The organism is Nocardiopsis suaedae (assembly GCF_027706745.1).
Lineage (GTDB): Bacteria > Actinomycetota > Actinomycetes > Streptosporangiales > Streptosporangiaceae > Nocardiopsis_A > Nocardiopsis_A suaedae.
In genome coordinates, this window is sequence record NZ_JAQFWP010000002.1 from 203792 (window position 1) to 220251 (window position 16460).

Here is a 16460-nt window from a genome sequence, read left to right on the forward strand (position 1 = left end):
CATGACCTGCGTAAGCGTGGTTGTGTCGACTGTGGGACACGTCACATACTGGGGAACGTGAGCGGAACCGGCAGAGAGGTGTCATCCATGGTGACGGGCGCCGACGGCGAGCGTGCGGCCCGCTGACCGGTGAGGGGGGCCTGGTCGGCCCGGGCCCGCCGCCTCGGCGCCCGTCCTGATGTGAACGGACCGAGGAGGGGACCATATGACCGCGCTGCAGCAGGAGGCGGCGGCCCCCGGCCGCCCCAGAGCGGGGGAGGCCGCCGGCCGGCGAGGGGCGTCCGGGCACAGGAGGCGGACGCGGGTCCCGCTCCGGGCGGCGACGCTCGCCGCGGCCGCCGTGGCGGCGGTCGCGGCCACGGCGGCCCTCGTTTCGGCGGTGGAGGTCATCGATGTGCTGGCCGATGCCCGCCTGGAGGACCCCGGTCTGCGCATCGCGTCCGTGGTCCTGCTGGTCATCGGCGGCGGCATGCTCGTGGCCGGTGGAGCGAGCCTGCTCACGGGCGGCGCGGTCGCCGAGGCGCCGGTGGGCGCGGCCGACGCGTCGGACCCGCTTCCGGGGGTGCGCAAGGCCCTTGAGGAGTCGGCGGTGACGGTCTCCGGGGTGGAGTCGGCGCACGTGCTCGTCGGTTCCCGGTGCGTGCAGGTTCGGGTCGTCTCCTCGGTGCCGCGCAAGGAGGCCCGCCGCAGAGCCGTCGAGGGCGCGGTCCGGGCACGATTGGACTCGCTGTCCCTGGGCGAGGAGTTCAGCGTCCGAGCACAGGTGGAGTCGCCGGGCGTGGGTGCGTGAGCCGCCGGACGGTGCCGGTGGTCCGTCGTGTTCGTCCGGAGCGGCGCTGGGGCGAGTTCGGGGTCGGGCTCGCTCGCGGTGAAGGTGGGGCAGGCGGCTGAGCAGGTACCCCGTTCACAGGCCGTGGCCGTGCGGCGGGCCACCGGAGTGTGAGCGGGATGGCGGCGACGGAGAGAGCGGGGCGGTTCCCGTGCTCGTGGCGGCCGCCGACCCGGTGCGCCCCTGCCCGGCGATGATCTCGACGAAGGTGCTGCCATTCCGGCGGTTTTGACAGCATCTTCGTCGAGATCATCGCCAAGGGGGCGCGTGGGTGCTGTGGGGGCGGATTGGGGGGGAATCGACACCTGATCTGCCCAATAGCGTCGATTTCACGATGCAGGATGCCCGAGCCCTTCTCCCGCCGCCCTATATGCCCGGTATACACCACTCGGACGGCCCCCTCCGCGAGGATCTCGGGGAACCCGGGGTTAATCCGGACACGATAAGCCCGACTTCCCCGAGATCTGTTGGTGGATGATGGTGCTGCCGGGGGTGCGGGCGCCGCGAACGCGCTCGGCCACCCGCCCACCCGGCCGCGCCGCCGCCCGGGCTGCGAGGGGCCTGTCGCCCGGCAGGCAGGGTCGGGGAACCGCTGGGCTCTGGCCGTCGCTGCCGAGAACGGTGACCATCCGCACGCCAGACGGCCGACAGCGCTGCCGCATGGGCCGCCTGGGCTTCCTGCTGTGCCTGACGTGACTGGGGTGGGCGGATGGTCACTCCGGTGGGCGCGGGCGGATGAGGTGCCATACGGCGTCGGCGGCCTCGTCGGGCGGCCACGGGGCGCCATCGTCTGCGGTTCCTTGGGCGATCACTCCGATGAGCGCCCCCGCCAGGAACGATGCGTGCAGCTCCACGGGGATCCCGTCCGAACCCTCGGGGCGCGCGCCTTCGGTGAAGCGCGCGGACAGCTCCTCGGTGAGCCGTGTCCTGAGTGCGGCGGCGCAGCCGGGGCTGCCGTGGGCGCCGAGCATGCGCCCGTACAGGCCAGCGTTGGCGCGCACGTGCTCGAACAGCTCCACGAGCGGCTCCGGCGCGCGGTGGGCCGGGGAGTCCAGCGGGCACAGCGAGGCCGCCCGGACCACCGGCGCCAGGGCCTCCTCCATCGCGTCGGTCAGCAGCGCGTCCGCGTCCTTGTAGTGCGCGTAGACCGTGGCGCGGTTGACCCCGGCGCGGCGGGCGATCGCGGCCGTGCTCAGCGGGGCCCCGCCGCCCTCCACCGACAGGTCGAGCGCGGCGGCGCGCAGGCGGGCGCGGGTGCGCCGGGCGCGGGGATCGTCCGGATTCATGGCCCTGATCCTAGGGCAGTCCACCTTTAACGAACACATGTTGTCTAAACGACATGTGTTGTGTAATCTTCCGGCATGCGAATCGAGATCTGGGCGGACGTCGCCTGTTCGTGGGCCTACATCGGCAAGCGGCGGGTCGAGCGCGCGCTGGACCTGCTCGCGGACGGCGCCGCGGGGGCCGAGGCCGTCTGGCGCCCCTACCGCATCGACCCCGCCGCGCCCTCCCCTTCGGAGCCGCTGGCGGAGGCCCTGCAGGCGCCGGGCGCCGAAGAGTCGCTGCGCGCCTGCGCGCCCGACCTCACCCCGGACGAGAACCGCGACCGCGTCGCCCGCATCGCGGCGGCCGAAGGGCTCGGCCCCCGCTGGGGCGCCGCCTGGCGCCCGGACACCGGCCCTGCGCACCGGCTCCTGCTGCTCGCCCTGGAGCACGGCGGGTGGCGGTTGCAGAACGCCGTCGCCGAGCAGGTGATGCGCGCCCACTTCGTCGAGGCCGCGGACATCGGCGACCCGGACGTTCTGGCCGCCGCGGCGGATGCGGCCGGGTTCCACGGCGGCGGGCGAGCGGTGGCGGAGGGCTGCGGGACGGCCGCCGTCCGGGAACTGCTGCTGCGCGGTAAGGCGCGGGGGATCCGCACCTCGCCGACCATCGTCGTCGGAGGCCGGGCCCTGGCGGGCGCGCAGCCCGCCGAGGAGATCGCCGCGTTCCTGCGGCAGGCACCGGGGGAGGGGCGGCGCCTGCCCGAGGAGGTGGAGCGCTACCGCCTCGCGGAGTCCCTGCTCTCAGCGCGCGACCCGCTCGGTGCCCTGGAACTGCTGGCGCCCGTCCTGGACGCCCACCCCGACGACCGGGGCGCGCGGTTCCTGGCGGCGCGGGCCTACTACGCCTCGGCCCAGCTCGGCCGGGCGGAGGAGGAGCTGCGGAGCATGGCGGCCGAGGACCCAGCGGACGCCTACGTCCAGCTCATGCTCGGCCGCACCCTCCAGCGCCAGGGGCGGGACGCCGAAGCCGGGCCCCACATGCGGCTCGCGGAGACCATGGAGCCCGAGTACGCCTGATACAGCAACGACAGGTTCAGGAGCGGCTTTCACGGAAGGTCGCGGGGCTGCTGAGGGAGACCTGTCGTTGCAGTACTACACGGCCTCCCCGGGGACGGCGTCGTAGGCCTGGCGGAGGCGGTCGACCAGGGGAAGGCGCTCGGTGAACCTGTGGGGGCCGACCGCCGAGACGGGGCGTACCCCCACGGCGGCGTTGGTGATGAAGGCGCCGTCCATCTCCGGGACCGCCTCCACCGGGACCGGGACCGTACGGTGGGCGGCACCCCCCGCTTCGATGAGCAGGCGCATCGTCGTGCCGGGGAGGACATCGCCCTCTGGCCACAGCACCTCGTCGCCCCGGATGAAGCCGATGTTCCATGTCGCGCCCTCGGTGACGCGGCCGGCGCGGTCCACGAACAGCACGTCGTCGTGTCCGCCCAGCTGCGCGGCGCGCCGCGCGTGCAGCGCCCCGGCCAGCGACGACGTCTTCACCGCGGGCAGTTCGCGCTCATGGTCGCGGGTGTCCAGGGACAGCGGCGGCGCCGGGACCCCGGGGGCCGCGCGCGTGGACACGAGCAGCCGCGGCCGTGCCGGTCGGGCGGGGAGCCCGAGCTCCAGGCCCGGGTCGAAGACGGTCACCCGCACGATGACGGGCCCGTCCGCCCGGCCGGCGGCCTCGCGGACCCGGCCCCGGACCCCGTCCCGGTCGAGGGAGGCCCCCAACAGGGTCGCGCAGTCCGCCTCAAGGCGGTCGAGGTGCAGGGACAGCCCCCGGACATGTGCGTCCTCCACCCTCATGGTGGTGAAGTGCCCGTAGCCGTACAGCGCGAGCGGGGCCAGCTCCTCAGCCGTCACCGGCCGACCGTCCAGCAGCATCATGGGGGCATCCTCGCATCCCCTCAGGCGGAGGCGAGCCCTTCCAGCGCCTGGGCGGCGGTGGTCCGCCCGGCGGTGGTGAGGTCAAGGTTGGTCAAGGACACCTCGTGCACCGCCGGGTCGCCGGCGGCCACGCAGTCGGCCACCACGTGCACGGTGAAACCGAGGTCGCTGGCGCCGCGCGCCGTCTGCTCCACGGTGAGGTTGGTGGCCACGCCGGTGATCAGCAGAGTGTCGATGCTGCGTGCGCGCAGGCGGTCGGGCAGGTCGGTCGCGGCCAGCCCTGAAAGGCGCTGGTTGTCGCAGACCTCGTCACGGTCGCCGAGCGCGGCCATCTCCGGGATGAGCGCGGAACCGGGGGCGTCGGGCCGGAACGACTCCTGGGAGTCGGCGACCGCGGACATGAAGGCGGTGTTGCGCACGAGCGCACCCCCGCCCTCGGGGACGGTGAAACGGGTGAAGACGACGGGGAGGCCCGCCGCGCGCGCGTCGTCGTGGAAGCGTGCCGCGCGCTCGACGACCCCGGAGGCGCGGACCGGCTCGGCCAGCATGCCGCCGAAGAAGCCCTCCGGCCTGATGACGTTCACCTGCCAGTGGAGCGCGAGGACGGCGGTGCGGGCCGGCACGATGAGGGGTTCGTCTGCCATGTAACGGATACTCCCACGCCCGCGGCGCCCCTCCCTAATGCCCGACGGCGTACCCCGGGATGGACGGCCAGCGCACCGTCATGACCACCGATTCCTCCTCGGCGATCCAGGAGTGGTCCGTTCCGGGCCCCCACACGACGTAGTCGCCCTGCTCGGCCAGGACCACGTCACCGTCGGGGAACCTGAGCCGGAACCGCCCGCTGATCAGGACGAGGAGCGCGGTGCGCTTCTCCCCGACGGCCCACTCGGCCCGCTCGTCGCCGGGCGGGTGGGTGCCCCACTTGATCTCCACGTCGGTGCTGTGCCGCGGGTCGTCCTCGGGCTTGAAGTGCCCGAGCAGCCAGCCGCGGTCCATGGGAGCGTCCGCGCCGGCGCTGCCCACGTACACCCCGTCGGGCGCGGGGCGGTCTGAAGCGTTCTCGATCACGGACGACGAGGGTATCCGCACGGGCCTGTGGACGGCGCACCGTCGTTCCCCGCCCGTCGGACGGGGGCGGCATGATGGGGAGGGGAACCGAGTCAGTGGAGGGGCCCGTGAGCGGTGCGAGGGGAGCGCAGGGCGGCCAGGCGTACCGGCCGGCCGAGCTGGAAGGCGTCCTCGAACGCGTGACCTTCGCCAACGAGGAGACCGGCTACACCGTCGCCAAGGTCGACACCGGCCGCGGCGCGAACGACCTGACCACGGTGGTCGGCGCGCTGCTGGGCGCCCAGGTGGGCGAGTCGCTGCGGATGCGCGGGCGGTGGGGCTCCCACCCGCAGTACGGGCGGCAGTTCACCGTCGAGGACTACACCACGGTCCTGCCCGCCACCGTCCAGGGCGTGCGGCGCTACCTGGGGTCCGGGCTGATCAAGGGGATCGGGCCGCGCCTGGCGGAGAAGATCGTCGACCACTTCGGCGCCGGTGCCCTGGAGGTCATCGAGACCGAGCCCGAGCGGCTGATCGAGGTGCCCAAGCTCGGCCCCAAGCGCACCAAGCGCATCACCGAGGCCTGGGAGGAGCAGAAGGCCATCAAGGAGGTGATGGTCTTCCTGCAGGGCATCGACATCTCCACCTCGCTGGCGGTGCGGATCTACAAGAAGTACGGCGACGCCTCCATCGGGGTGGTGCGCACCGAGCCCTACCGGCTGGCCACCGACGTGTGGGGGATCGGCTTCAAGACCGCCGACACCATCGCCCAGGCCGTGGGCATCCCGCACGACAGCCCCGACCGGGTCAAGGCCGGCATCCAGTTCACCCTGTCGGAGTCGACCTCGGAGGGCCACTGCTTCCTGCCCGAGGAGCGGCTGATCGCCGACGCCGTCAAGATCCTCCAGGTCGACCCGGGGCTGGTGATCGATTGCCTCGGGGCGCTCGTGGAGGAGGAGGGGGTGGCCACCGAGAAGGTGCCCGGCCCGGAGGGGGAGCCGGTCACCGCCGTGTACCTGGTGCCGTTCCAGCGCGCGGAGGCCTCGCTCGCCGGGCGGTTCCGCACGCTGCTGGAGCACCCGGCCGACCGCATGCCCGCCTTCGCCGACGTCGACTGGGACGCGGCGCTGGGCTGGCTGCGCCGCCGCACCGGGGCGGAGCTGGCCCCCGAGCAGGAGGAGGCGGTCAAGCTCGCCCTCACCCGCAAGGCCGCCGTGCTCACCGGCGGCCCCGGCTGCGGCAAGTCCTTCACCGTCGCCTCGGTGATCACCCTGGCCGCGGCCAAGGGGGCGAAGATCGTGCTGGCGGCGCCCACCGGCCGCGCCGCCAAGCGGATGACCGAGCTGACCGGGCACGAGGCCTCCACCGTGCACCGGCTGCTGGAGCTCAAGCCCGGCGGCGACGCCGCCTACGACCGGGACCACCCGCTCGACTGCGACCTGCTGGTGGTCGACGAGGCGTCCATGCTCGACCTGCTGCTGGCCAACAAGCTGGCCAAGGCGGTCCCGCCCGGCGGCCACCTGCTGCTGGTCGGCGACGTCGACCAGCTGCCCTCGGTCGGCGCCGGGCAGGTCCTGCGCGACCTGCTGGACGAGGGCTCGCCCGTGCCGGCGGTGCGGTTGACCCGGGTGTTCCGCCAGGCGCAGCAGTCGGGGGTGGTCACCAACGCGCACCGGGTCAACGCCGGCGAGCCGCCGCTGCTCCAGGGCATGGACGACTTCTTCCTGTTCCCCTGCGACGACGCCGAGGAGACCGCCGAGCTCACCGTGGACGTGGTGGCCCGCCGCATCCCGCGCCGCTTCGGGCTGGACCCGCGCCGGGACGTGCAGGTGCTCGCCCCGATGCACCGCGGCCCGGCGGGCGCGGGCAACCTCAACACGCTGCTGCAGCGCGCGCTGACGCCGCCGCGCGAGGGCCTGGCCGAGCGCCGGTTCGGGGGCCGCGTCTTCCGGGTGGGCGACAAGGTCACCCAGGTCCGCAACAACTACGACAAGGGCGCCAACGGGGTCTTCAACGGGACGCTGGGCGTGGTGGCCGGGATCGACGCGGTCGAGCAGCGGCTGGCCGTGCGCACCGACGAGGACGAGGACGTCGGCTACGACTTCGCCGAGCTGGACGAGCTGGCGCACGCCTACGCGGTGACCGTGCACCGGTCCCAGGGCAGCGAGTACCCGGCGGTCGTGGTGCCGGTGACCACGAGCGCGTGGATGATGCTGCAGCGCAACCTGCTCTACACCGCCATCACCCGGGCCAAGCGGTTGGTGGTGCTGGTGGGGTCGCGGCGGGCGGTGGCGCGCGCGGTGCGCTCGGCGGCGGCCGGGCGGCGGTTCACCGGTCTGGCGCACCGGCTCCGCACGGAGAATTCCGCCGGATAACGGAGCCGACGGGGTGAATGTCGCGGAATGGCACTCGTGTGCGGTTTCAACATCGCGGATTATCGGGCTGCCGGTAAATCCGTGGAAATTTCGTCCTTGTCGACAACAGAACCGAGCGGTAGTTTTCCCTACGGTGGAGCCGGTGGCCCGGCGGGCAGGATCCCCTCTCCGACCCGTCGCACTCCTCCACCCCGGGGCCGTGCCCGAACCCCCTCCCGGGCGCGGTCCCGCCCGCGTTTTCCGCGTTTGGGCCCCAAGGCGGCCCAGGGCTGAATAGGCTCCCCTTATGAGGCCGAAACCGGCGGCACGGACGCCACCCCTCTCGTGCGGACGGCCGCGCGCGTCGCGGCCTCGGACCATTCGGGGCGTGCCCGCTGCGCCGACTCTCCTCCCCGCCCCGGCGGGGGGCCGAGGCAACGCCGACCCCAATGGACGCTGACGCTCTTTCCACTCCCCCCGGAGAGCGTCGGCCCCCCTCGGGCGCCGGCATCCGCCGGCGCCCGAGGGCCTCGAGGGCCTCGAGGGCGGTGGCCCCCCGAGCGGCCCGTCCGCTACGGCTCGCCGTCCTTGGTGCGGTGCAGCAGCACCTTGCCGCAGGTCACCGCGAGCCCGGAGGCCTCGCCGCCGAAGGAGAAGTCCAGCCGCATCGAGTCCTCGTCGTGCTCGGACCCCACGTCGGCCACCTCCGCCCCGCGCCACGGGACGGCCTCCTCGTCGAAGAAGCTGAAGTCGGTGACGCCCTGCAGCACGAGGGTGTAGGTGAGGGTGGGGACGGCGCCCGCGGGCGACCGCAGGGAGAGCGTCACGCTGTGGCCCGGAACGTCCACCCAGGTCCCTTCGAGCGAGCAGCCCTTGAGGGCGTTGAGAGCCGACATGCGCACTCCTTCGGTCGCGTCGCCGTCGCACCGGGGCCCGTGCCTTACGGGTGCCCCGATCCTTCCGATCCCACACGGCGGCGGCCGGTTCCGGGCGCCCGCGCCCGGCGCCTCTGGAGTAGCGTTGTCGACCGTGACTCGGACACAGGACGGCGGCCCCGCCGCGACCCAGATCGTCGTCGGCGCCGCGATCATCCGCGGCGGCATGCTGCTCGGCGCCCAGCGGGCTGCCCCGCCGAACCTGCGCGGCCGGTGGGAGCTGCCCGGGGGCAAGGTCGACCCGGGCGAGGCCGAGACCGACGCCCTGGTCCGCGAGTGCCGCGAGGAGCTGGGCGTGGAGGTGGTCCTCGGCGAGCGGCTCGGCGGCGACGTCGCGATGCCGGTGCGCCCGGGAGGGCCCAGGGCCGTGCTGCGGGTGTGGGCGGCCCGGGTCGCCGAGGGGGAGCCGCGCGCCCTGGAGCACCTGGCGCTGCGGTGGCTCGGCGCGGCGGAGCTGGACGAGGTGGACTGGCTCCCCGCCGACGTGCCCTTCCTGGGGGAGGTCCGCCCGCTCCTGGAGCGCGACGGAGCCGCCCCCAGGGCCTGACCCGGGCCGGGACGCCCTCCTAGGCCTCGCCCTCGACCGCCGTGGACAGGTCCTCGGCGACGCCGTCCATGACCCACGGGATGGAGAGCGGGTTGGGCGAGGAGATCGCCATGGACTCCGTGCGGTCCTCGTAGCCGATGAACCCGCCGTCCTTCACGGCCCTGACGCGGCCGAACACGCCGCTGTCCTCCAGGGACTCGCGGTCCTCGGGGCTGTTGAACCACATCACCAGCACGTCGGCGTCGATGTCCTCGGCGTTCTCCTGGCTCATGGTGCCGTAGAAGGCGTCCTTCTCGGCGTCGATGTCCTCCAGGAACGGGGCCGGGGTGAGGCCGAGCTGCTCCAGCAGGGCGTTGCGCGGGTCGCCGTTGATGTAGAAGCCGAGCTCGCCGGTGTCGGGCATCAGGGTGCCCGCGGCGAAGGAGGCGCCCTCGAACTCCGGGTGCTCCTCGACCAGGCCGTTCAGGTAGGACTCGGTGCCGGCCACGACCTCGTCGGCCTCGTCGGGCCTGCCGACGGCCTCGCCGATGGTGCGCACCTCGTCCTGCCAGGAGGTCATCCACGGCTGGTCGAGGTAGGCGATGGTCGGGGCGACGCCGGAGAGCTGCTCGTACTCGTCCTCCTCCATCCCGGACTGCACGCCCAGGATGAGGTCGGGCTCCAGCGCGGCGACCTCCTCGACCGGGATGCCGTCGTCGGTGTTGAACAGCTCGGGCTTCTCGCCGCCCAGCTCCTCGATCTTGTCCAGGTCCCAGGGCAGGTAGCCGTCCTCGTCGCCGGCGTAGGTGGACTCGGCCATGCCGACCGGGACGATGCCCAGCTCCAGCAGGGCGGCCTCGTCGGACCAGCCGACGGTGACGATGCGCTGCGGCTCGGCGGTGATCTCGGTGGTGCCGTGGGCGTGCTCGATGGTGACCGGCTCCCAGTCACCGCCGCCCTCGGCCTCCGGGGCGGCGGTGCCGGAGGTGCAGGCGGTGGCGGCGAGCGCGGTCGCGGCGGCGAGCGCGGCGGCGCGGGCGGTGAGCCCGGCGCGGCGGGACGGGGTGGCGGCCATGGAGGATCCCTGATCGTTCTCGGGTGCGGCCCCGGGGGCGGGCCGCTGCGGTCGGAGGCGCGCCCGGACCGGCGCGCCGTGGTTAGGCGCGCCTATCCTAAGTCCGATATATGGGGACTTGTCTAGTGGGGGGTGTCCGAGAGCACCCCGCCGACCTGCCCGTTTCCCGTGGTAACCGGCGCAAGCGCCTAAACTGGTCTCCGGCCGCGGGTGTCGCGGTTGTACCCAGTGAATGAGAACGAGACTTTTCGCATGTCCAGCGCTACTACCGCTGAGGGCTCCGCACGCCGCACCGACCTCCGCAACGTCGCCATCGTCGCCCACGTCGACCACGGCAAGACCACGCTCGTCGACGCCATGCTGTGGCAGTCGGGGGCCTTCCGCGCCAACCAGGACGTCGATGAGCGCGTCATGGACTCCAACGACCTGGAGCGCGAGAAGGGCATCACCATCCTCGCGAAGAACACGGCGGTGCACTACACCACGCCCGAGGGCGAGGACGTCGTCATCAACATCATCGACACCCCCGGCCACGCCGACTTCGGCGGCGAGGTCGAGCGGGGGCTGTCCATGGTCGACGGCGTCGTCCTGCTGGTCGACGCCAGCGAGGGCCCACTGCCCCAGACCCGCTTCGTGCTCCGCAAGGCGCTGGAAGCGAAGCTCCCGGTCATCCTGTGCATCAACAAGGTGGACCGGCCCGACAGCCGCATCGCCGAGGTCGTGGACGACGTCTACGAGCTCTTCATCGACCTGGGCGCCGACGAGTCCCAGATCGAGTTCCCGATCGTCTACGCCTGCGCCCGCGACGGCAAGGCCTCGCTGGAGCGCCCCGAGAACGGCGGTGTGCCCGACAACGACGACCTCACCCCGTTCTTCCGCACCCTGCTGGACACGGTCCCGGCGCCCGAGTACGCCCCGGGCGCGCCGCTGCAGGCGCACGTGACCAACCTGGACGCCTCGCCGTTCCTGGGCCGCCTGGCGCTGTGCCGGGTGCGCCAGGGCGAGATCCGCAAGGGCCAGCAGGTGGCCTGGATCCGCGCCGACGGCTCGGTCCAGCAGGTCAAGGTCACCGAGCTGCTGATGACCGAGGCGCTGGAGCGCAAGCCGGCCGAGCAGGCGGGCCCCGGCGACATCATCGCCATCGCGGGCATCCCCGACATCATGATCGGCGAGACGCTGGCCGACCCGGAGGACCCGCGGCCGCTGCCGCTGATCACCGTGGACGAGCCGGCCATCTCGATGACCATCGGCACCAACACCTCGCCGCTGGTCGGCAAGGTCAAGGGCGCCAAGGTGACCGCGCGCCTGGTCAAGGACCGCCTCGACCGGGAGCTGATCGGCAACGTCAGCCTGCGGGTGCTGCCCACCGACCGCCCCGACGCCTGGGAGGTGCAGGGCCGCGGCGAGCTGGCGCTGGCCATCCTGGTCGAGCAGATGCGCCGGGAGGGCTACGAGCTGACCGTCGGCAAGCCGCAGGTGGTCACCCGCGAGGTCGACGGCAAGCTGCACGAGCCGGTCGAGCGCCTGACCGTCGACGCGCCCGAGGACTACATGGGCGCCATCACCCAGCTGCTCAACGTCCGCAAGGGCCGTATGGAGCAGATGACCAACCACGGCACCGGCTGGGTCCGGATGGACTGGCTGGTCCCCTCGCGCGGGCTCATCGGGTTCCGGACCGAGTTCCTCACCGAGACCCGCGGCACCGGCATCGCGCACCACGTCTTCGAGGGCTTCGAGCCCTGGGCGGGCGACCTGCGCACCCGGGCCAACGGGTCGCTGGTGGCCGACCGGTCCGGCCAGGCCGTCGCCTTCGCCATGTTCAACCTGCAGGAGCGCGGCGTGCTGTTCCTGGAGCCGGGCACCGAGGTGTACGAGGGCATGATCGTCGGCGAGAACTCGCGCATGGACGACATGGACGTCAACATCACCAAGGAGAAGAAGCTCACCAACATGCGCTCGGCCACCGGCGACGAGCTGGTGCGCCTGGTCCCGCCGCGGAAGCTGTCGCTGGAGCAGGCGCTGGAGTTCTGCCGCGAGGACGAGTGCGTGGAGGTCACGCCCGACGCGGTGCGGATCCGCAAGGTCGTGCTCGACCAGAAGGAGCGCGGGCGCATGGCGGCGCACAAGAAGCGCGGCTAGTCCGCCGGTCCGTCCGGACGGGGTCCGTTCGGACAGGGCCGTCCGGGCGGACCCCGTCCGGTTCCCGGGGACGGAAGCGCCCGACGGGTCAGGGGTCGCGCGGGACCAGGCGGAACACGCGCGGCTCCCGGCCCGAGCGCGAGGCGTAGGACGCGTAGGGCCACATCGCGTTGAGGCGCCGCCAGGCCTCCTCCCGCTCCTCACCGGTCAGCAGCACGCCCCGGACCGGGATGTCGGTGCCCCGGTGGTTGGCCACCGCGTCCGGGTGCGCGAGCAGGTTCCCCGTCCAGGCGGGGTGCTTCTCGCGCCCGAAGTTGCTGCCGGCCACCAGGAAGGTGCGCGGGGTGCGCTCCCGTTCGGGCAGGCACGCCACGGGGGCGCTGCGGGGCGCGCCGCTGCGCTGCCCGGTGGTGGTCAGCATCAGGCTGGGCACGGCCCAGCGGGCGATCTGCGCGCGGCCGCCGGTGAGCCGGTGCAGCAGCCGGTCCAGGCGCGGCAGCACGGGCGGGGCCAGACGGGCGAACACCGGGGAGGCGGCCGCCTTGCGCGCCGTGCGCAGCAGGGCAGTGCGCACGGGGCCGTCGGGGCGGCGCGGCGGAGGGGGCGGGGGCACGGTCGCGGCTCCCTTCTGCCGGGGGCATGCGCACGTTCTAACCTAGCGCCCGCTTGGGTTATCGGAAAGGGCCGTGCGTCCGCGGCGCGCCGCACGCACCGGAACCTTCGACCCGGAAGTCCAGGTTGGGCCAGAGGCCACGAATCCCCGGCAACGCGTGGCATTCCTCGGCCGCCGACCCTAGCCTGAGGGGGCAGGGCCCCCGTGCCGCCGGGTGTGTGGGCCCCCGACCAGGTCCGGAGGAACCAGTCCATGGCACAACCGCACGCCGTCGTGGTCGGGGCGGGCGTCGGCGGCCTCGCCGCCGCGGTGGCGCTGGCCCGCACCGGGTGCGCGGTGACCGTGTTCGAGAAGGCCCCGGTGCTGGACCCGGTCGCCGCAGGGCTCGCGCTGGCGCCCAACGCGCTGCGCGCCCTGGACGCCTTGGACGCCGGCGAAGAGGTGCGCAAGCGCTCCGCGCCGCACGGCATCGCCGCCATCCGCAGCCGGAGCGGCCGGTGGCTGCTGCGCACCGGCCCGCACGAGACGCAGGTGCGCTTCGGCGACGCGGTCTCGGTGCTGCGCTACGCCGACTTGGTGGACGTGCTGCTGCAGCGGCTGCCGCCGGGGGCGCTGCGCACCGGCTCGGCCGTGACCGCGGTGGAGCCGGGGACCACCCGGCAGCCCGCCCGGGTCGCCACCGAGCCCGGGGACGTCGCCGCCGACCTGGTCGTCCTGGCCGACGGGGCGCGTTCGGCCCTGCGCGGCGAGCTGTTCCTGGAGCACCCCGGCGCCGTCTACGCCGGGTTCGCCTGCTGGCGCGCGGTGGTGCCGTGGCGCCCGGAGGACCCGATCGACTTCGGGGAGACCTGGGGGAAGGGCGGCACCGCCGGGGTCCTTCCGCTCAGCGGGGACGAGGTGTACTGCTATGTCACCGGGAACGTGCCCGCGGGGGAGAGGGCGGCCGACGAGCGCGCCGAGGCGGTGTCCCGGGTGGAGGACTGGCACGAGCCCCTGGCGGACCTGTTCGCCGCGGCCCGGCCCGAGGCGGTGGTGCGCACCGACGTCTGGCACGTGGACACCCCGCTGCCCGCCTACCACAAGGGCCGGGTGGCGCTGGTCGGCGACACCGCGCACGCCATGACGCCGAACCTGGCCCAGGGGGCGTGCCAGGCCATCGAGGACGCGGTGGTGCTGGCGCACCACGCCAGCGGGTCCATGGCCTACGTCCCGACGGCGGTCCAGTCGTACACGGCGTCGCGCCTGCCCCGGACGGCGGCCATGGTGCAGAGGTCGGCCCAGTTGGCGGAGGCGGTGCAGAACGACTCGCCGGTGCTGACGGGGCTGCGGGACACCGCCGCCGGACTGGTGGGCAAGGTGGCCCCGTGGCAGCTGGCCCGGTACACGCGCCCGGTGGACGACTGGCGCCCGCCGGGGGCGCCCCGGACCGCCGACCGCTGAGCGCGGGCCGGAGCCGCTCAGCTCGCCGTCCGCTCGGCCGGTTACCTCCGCTGCTCCCCGAAGAGGGTCCCCACCAGCTCCTCCGCGTCCCTGTAGAGCTCGTCGTAACCCGGGGGAGAGGCGGCGCCCGAACCGGCGAGGGAGTCGAACGCGATGCCGTCGCACCAGGCGATGAAGGAGCGCGCGTGCCGCGCGGGATCCTCTGAGCCCACGGCGCGCAGGACGTCTTCGGCCAGCGCGCGGTACCGCGCCCCGAGCCCGTCGTAGACCCGGCGCAGCTCCGGCCGCCTGGTCGCCTCAAGGGCCAGTTCGAAGCGGGCGAGGGTGCGTTCGGCCGCCTCGGTGATGGTGAAGTGCGCGAACCCCGCGAAGAGGTGCGCGACCGAGGCGGGGTCCGGCGGGGGAGCCGTACCCGGTCCGGGCCCCATGGCGGTGAGCGCCTCGTCCTCCTCGGCGGCCATGCGCTCCACCGCGGCCTGCAGCAGCCGCGCGCGGGTCCGGGCGTAGTACGAGGTCGACCCGGGCGGCAGGCCGGCCTCCCGGTCCACCGCGCGGTGCGTGAGCCCGCGCAGGCCCTCCCGGGCGATGAGGGCGACGGCCGCCCGCCCGATGACCGCATCGCGCGGCCGCTCCGTCCCGTTCCCGGCCACCCGGTCCTCCCTTCGGTTCACTACGGCTGTAGAGTACCGTCACTACAGGTGTAGAGGGAGGCGGTCATGGGTGGACGCACGGCGGTCATCGCGGGGGCGGGCATCGGCGGACTGGCCGCGGGGTGCGCCCTGGCCCGCCGCGGCTGGCGGGTCCGGGTGCTGGAGCGGGCCGGGGAGATCCGGCCCGTCGGCGCGGGCCTGGGAGTGGCCCCCAACGCGCTGCGCGCCCTGGACGTCCTGGGGGTGGGCGACGCGGTGCGCGGCCGGGCCCTGCGGGGCGGGGGCGGCATCCGGGCGGCGTCCGGCCGGTGGCTGATGCGCACCGACCAGGACGGAGTGCGCAGGCGCTTCGGGGACGAACTGGTGGTGCTGCGCCGCTCCGACCTGGTCGGCCTCCTCCTCGGGGCGCTCCCGGAGTCGGCGCTGCGGACCGGCGCGCGGGTCGTCTCGGTCGCCCCGGGACGCGCCGGGCGCCCGGCGTGCGTGGAGGTCCACGAGGTGGACAGGGGAGGGAGCGAAACCCTGGAGGCCGACCTCGTGGTGGCGGCCGACGGCATCGATTCGGCGGTCCGGCGGGCGCTGTTCCCCCGGCACCCGGGCCCGGTGTACTCGGGGGCCACGTGCTGGCGGCTGCTGGCCCGCCCGGAACCCCCGGTCGGCGAGGCCGCCGAGATCTGGGGGCGCGGGCGGTGTGCGGGGATCATGCCGCTCAGGGACGGGTCGGTCTACGCCTATCTGGTCGCACCGGCCCCCGAGGGTGCACGGGCGGAGGGCGGCGAGGCACGGGCGCTGCGGGAGGCCTTCGGCGACTGGTGCGACCCCGTTCCCAGGGTGATCGGGTCCGCGCCGGAGGATGCGGTCATCCGTGGCGACCTGCGGTGGCTGGCCACCCGGCTGCCCGAGTACCACCGCGGCCGCGTGGCCCTGCTGGGAGACGCGGCGCACGCCATGCTCCCGTACCTGGGGCAGGGGGCGTGTCAGGCGATCGAGGACGCGGTGGAGCTGGCGCACGCGGTGGGGCGCGGGGACACGCCCGAGAGGCGGACGTCGGGCTCGGACACCGTGCCCGACGCGCTCGCCGCGTACTCGTCCTCGCGCGCGCCGAGGGCCAACGCGGTCGCCGCCGCATCGGCGAGGGCGGAGAAGGTGACGCGCATGCGCTCCCGAGCGGGGACCGCGGTGCGCGACGCGGCCCTGGCGACGGCCTCGCGGATGACCCCGGCGGTGTTCATGCGCCAGTTCGACCGCACCTTCGGCTGGGAGCCACCGGCGGAGTGAGCCGATCCTCACGGCAGCGTTGTCGGCTGCCGGGTGTGTACGTGGCCGCTGTGTTGGGCGGCGACGGCGGAGCTGGTGCCCCGCTCCAGGGCCCCGGCCGTCCGGCGGGTCGGCGGGGTGCAGGGGAGGTGGCGGCGACGGTGCGAGCGGGGTGGTTCCCTGGGCTTGCTTGCCGGGCGGCGGGTTCCTCGCGGTGCGGGTGGTCGGGCGGCTTGGCCGGTACCCCGCTCATGGGCCCCGGCCGGGCGGCGGGTGGCCGGAGCGCGAGGTGAAGGGCAGCGACGACGAAGGTCCGCAGCCCTTGTGGTAGCGCTGTCGGTCGTCGGGCGTGCGTGTGGTCACCGGGGTTGGCGGCGACGGTGCGAGCGGGG

At 74.1% G+C, this 16460-nt stretch carries 15 protein-coding genes; 7 read left to right on the top strand and 8 right to left on the bottom strand.

Translation table 11 applies throughout. The features are described 5' to 3' along the window. Window positions 1-205 precede the first annotated feature (205 nt). Window positions 206-790 (top strand): DUF6286 domain-containing protein, encoded by a 585-nt coding sequence (locus O4U47_RS02240; RefSeq protein WP_270675659.1) that lies wholly within the window; start codon window positions 206-208, stop codon window positions 788-790. A 752-nt stretch (window positions 791-1542) separates the two neighbouring features. On the opposite strand, the gene O4U47_RS02245 is transcribed toward O4U47_RS02240, so the two are convergent. Beyond that, the gene (locus tag O4U47_RS02245) at window positions 1543-2115 is read right to left on the bottom strand and encodes a TetR/AcrR family transcriptional regulator (RefSeq protein ID WP_270675661.1); all 573 of its coding nucleotides are present in this window, start codon (window positions 2113-2115) and stop codon (window positions 1543-1545) included. Between the two features lie 75 nt (window positions 2116-2190). Here O4U47_RS02245 and O4U47_RS02250 point away from each other — a divergent pair, with 75 nt between their 5' ends. Further along, a complete protein-coding gene (locus O4U47_RS02250; protein WP_270675663.1) occupies window positions 2191-3171 on the top strand; it encodes a DsbA family protein in 981 nt (326 codons plus the stop codon). 75 nt (window positions 3172-3246) lie between these two features. Here O4U47_RS02250 and O4U47_RS02255 read toward each other — a convergent pair whose 3' ends face one another. From O4U47_RS02255 to O4U47_RS02265, 3 genes are read right to left on the bottom strand one after another with little or no spacing between them, the layout of a single operon-like run. Then, on the bottom strand, window positions 3247-4029 hold the full coding sequence (locus O4U47_RS02255) for an aminotransferase class IV (RefSeq protein WP_270675665.1): 783 nt from the start codon (window positions 4027-4029) through the stop codon (window positions 3247-3249). A 20-nt stretch (window positions 4030-4049) separates the two neighbouring features. Next, window positions 4050-4673 carry a cysteine hydrolase gene (locus tag O4U47_RS02260; protein ID WP_270675667.1) on the bottom strand — a complete coding sequence of 208 codons (624 nt, stop codon included), beginning with the start codon at window positions 4671-4673 and terminating at the stop codon, window positions 4050-4052. A 34-nt stretch (window positions 4674-4707) separates the two neighbouring features. Next, window positions 4708-5100 carry a cupin domain-containing protein gene (locus tag O4U47_RS02265; protein WP_270675669.1) on the bottom strand — a complete coding sequence of 131 codons (393 nt, stop codon included), beginning with the start codon at window positions 5098-5100 and terminating at the stop codon, window positions 4708-4710. A gap of 107 nt (window positions 5101-5207) precedes the next feature. Between O4U47_RS02265 and recD2 the strand changes: the two genes are divergently transcribed. Continuing rightward, entirely contained in the window at window positions 5208-7454 is a 2247-nt protein-coding gene (gene recD2 / locus O4U47_RS02270) for an SF1B family DNA helicase RecD2 (protein WP_270675671.1), read from the top strand. Between the two features lie 551 nt (window positions 7455-8005). Here recD2 and O4U47_RS02275 read toward each other — a convergent pair. Continuing rightward, entirely contained in the window at window positions 8006-8329 is a 324-nt protein-coding gene (locus tag O4U47_RS02275; protein WP_270675673.1) for a hypothetical protein, read from the bottom strand. Between the two features lie 124 nt (window positions 8330-8453). On the opposite strand from O4U47_RS02275, the gene O4U47_RS02280 reads away from it, so the two are divergent. Next, on the top strand, window positions 8454-8915 hold the full coding sequence (locus tag O4U47_RS02280) for a (deoxy)nucleoside triphosphate pyrophosphohydrolase (RefSeq protein WP_270675675.1): 462 nt from the start codon (window positions 8454-8456) through the stop codon (window positions 8913-8915). A 19-nt stretch (window positions 8916-8934) separates the two neighbouring features. Here O4U47_RS02280 and O4U47_RS02285 read toward each other — a convergent pair whose 3' ends face one another. Next, window positions 8935-9969 carry an iron-siderophore ABC transporter substrate-binding protein gene (locus O4U47_RS02285; RefSeq protein WP_270675677.1) on the bottom strand — a complete coding sequence of 345 codons (1035 nt, stop codon included), beginning with the start codon at window positions 9967-9969 and terminating at the stop codon, window positions 8935-8937. 252 nt (window positions 9970-10221) lie between these two features. On the opposite strand from O4U47_RS02285, the gene typA reads away from it, so the two are divergent. Beyond that, complete coding sequence (typA, locus tag O4U47_RS02290) at window positions 10222-12108, top strand: translational GTPase TypA (RefSeq protein ID WP_270675679.1); 1887 nt, start codon at window positions 10222-10224, stop codon at window positions 12106-12108. 88 nt (window positions 12109-12196) lie between these two features. On the opposite strand, the gene O4U47_RS02295 is transcribed toward typA, so the two are convergent. Continuing rightward, window positions 12197-12721, bottom strand: a complete 525-nt coding sequence (locus tag O4U47_RS02295) for a nitroreductase family deazaflavin-dependent oxidoreductase (RefSeq protein WP_270675681.1) — start codon at window positions 12719-12721, stop codon at window positions 12197-12199. 252 nt (window positions 12722-12973) lie between these two features. Between O4U47_RS02295 and O4U47_RS02300 the strand changes: the two genes are divergently transcribed. Then, complete coding sequence (locus tag O4U47_RS02300) at window positions 12974-14161, top strand: FAD-dependent monooxygenase (RefSeq protein ID WP_270675684.1); 1188 nt, start codon at window positions 12974-12976, stop codon at window positions 14159-14161. 41 nt (window positions 14162-14202) lie between these two features. Here the strand turns inward: O4U47_RS02300 and O4U47_RS02305 are convergent, their stop codons facing one another. After that, a complete protein-coding gene (locus O4U47_RS02305) occupies window positions 14203-14832 on the bottom strand; it encodes a TetR/AcrR family transcriptional regulator (protein WP_270675686.1) in 630 nt (209 codons plus the stop codon). A gap of 45 nt (window positions 14833-14877) precedes the next feature. Between O4U47_RS02305 and O4U47_RS02310 the strand changes: the two genes are divergently transcribed. Continuing rightward, window positions 14878-16089 (top strand): FAD-dependent monooxygenase, encoded by a 1212-nt coding sequence (locus O4U47_RS02310; protein WP_270675688.1) that lies wholly within the window; start codon window positions 14878-14880, stop codon window positions 16087-16089. Window positions 16090-16460: the final 371 nt, after the last annotated feature.

What these genes read in the sequence shown, in the direction of transcription:
- typA (WP_270675679.1), top strand. Translation starts at nt 10,222, where the DNA reads ATGTCCAGCGCTACTACCGCTGAGGGCTCCGCACGCCGCACCGACCTC.
- O4U47_RS02285 (WP_270675677.1), bottom strand. Translation starts at nt 9,969, where the DNA reads ATGGCCGCCACCCCGTCCCGCCGCGCCGGGCTCACCGCCCGCGCCGCC.
- O4U47_RS02240 (WP_270675659.1), top strand. Translation starts at nt 206, where the DNA reads ATGACCGCGCTGCAGCAGGAGGCGGCGGCCCCCGGCCGCCCCAGAGCG.
- O4U47_RS02310 (WP_270675688.1), top strand. Translation starts at nt 14,878, where the DNA reads ATGGGTGGACGCACGGCGGTCATCGCGGGGGCGGGCATCGGCGGACTG.
- O4U47_RS02250 (WP_270675663.1), top strand. Translation starts at nt 2,191, where the DNA reads ATGCGAATCGAGATCTGGGCGGACGTCGCCTGTTCGTGGGCCTACATC.
- O4U47_RS02260 (WP_270675667.1), bottom strand. Translation starts at nt 4,673, where the DNA reads ATGGCAGACGAACCCCTCATCGTGCCGGCCCGCACCGCCGTCCTCGCG.
- O4U47_RS02300 (WP_270675684.1), top strand. Translation starts at nt 12,974, where the DNA reads ATGGCACAACCGCACGCCGTCGTGGTCGGGGCGGGCGTCGGCGGCCTC.
- O4U47_RS02255 (WP_270675665.1), bottom strand. Translation starts at nt 4,029, where the DNA reads ATGATGCTGCTGGACGGTCGGCCGGTGACGGCTGAGGAGCTGGCCCCG.
- O4U47_RS02245 (WP_270675661.1), bottom strand. Translation starts at nt 2,115, where the DNA reads ATGAATCCGGACGATCCCCGCGCCCGGCGCACCCGCGCCCGCCTGCGC.
- O4U47_RS02275 (WP_270675673.1), bottom strand. Translation starts at nt 8,329, where the DNA reads ATGTCGGCTCTCAACGCCCTCAAGGGCTGCTCGCTCGAAGGGACCTGG.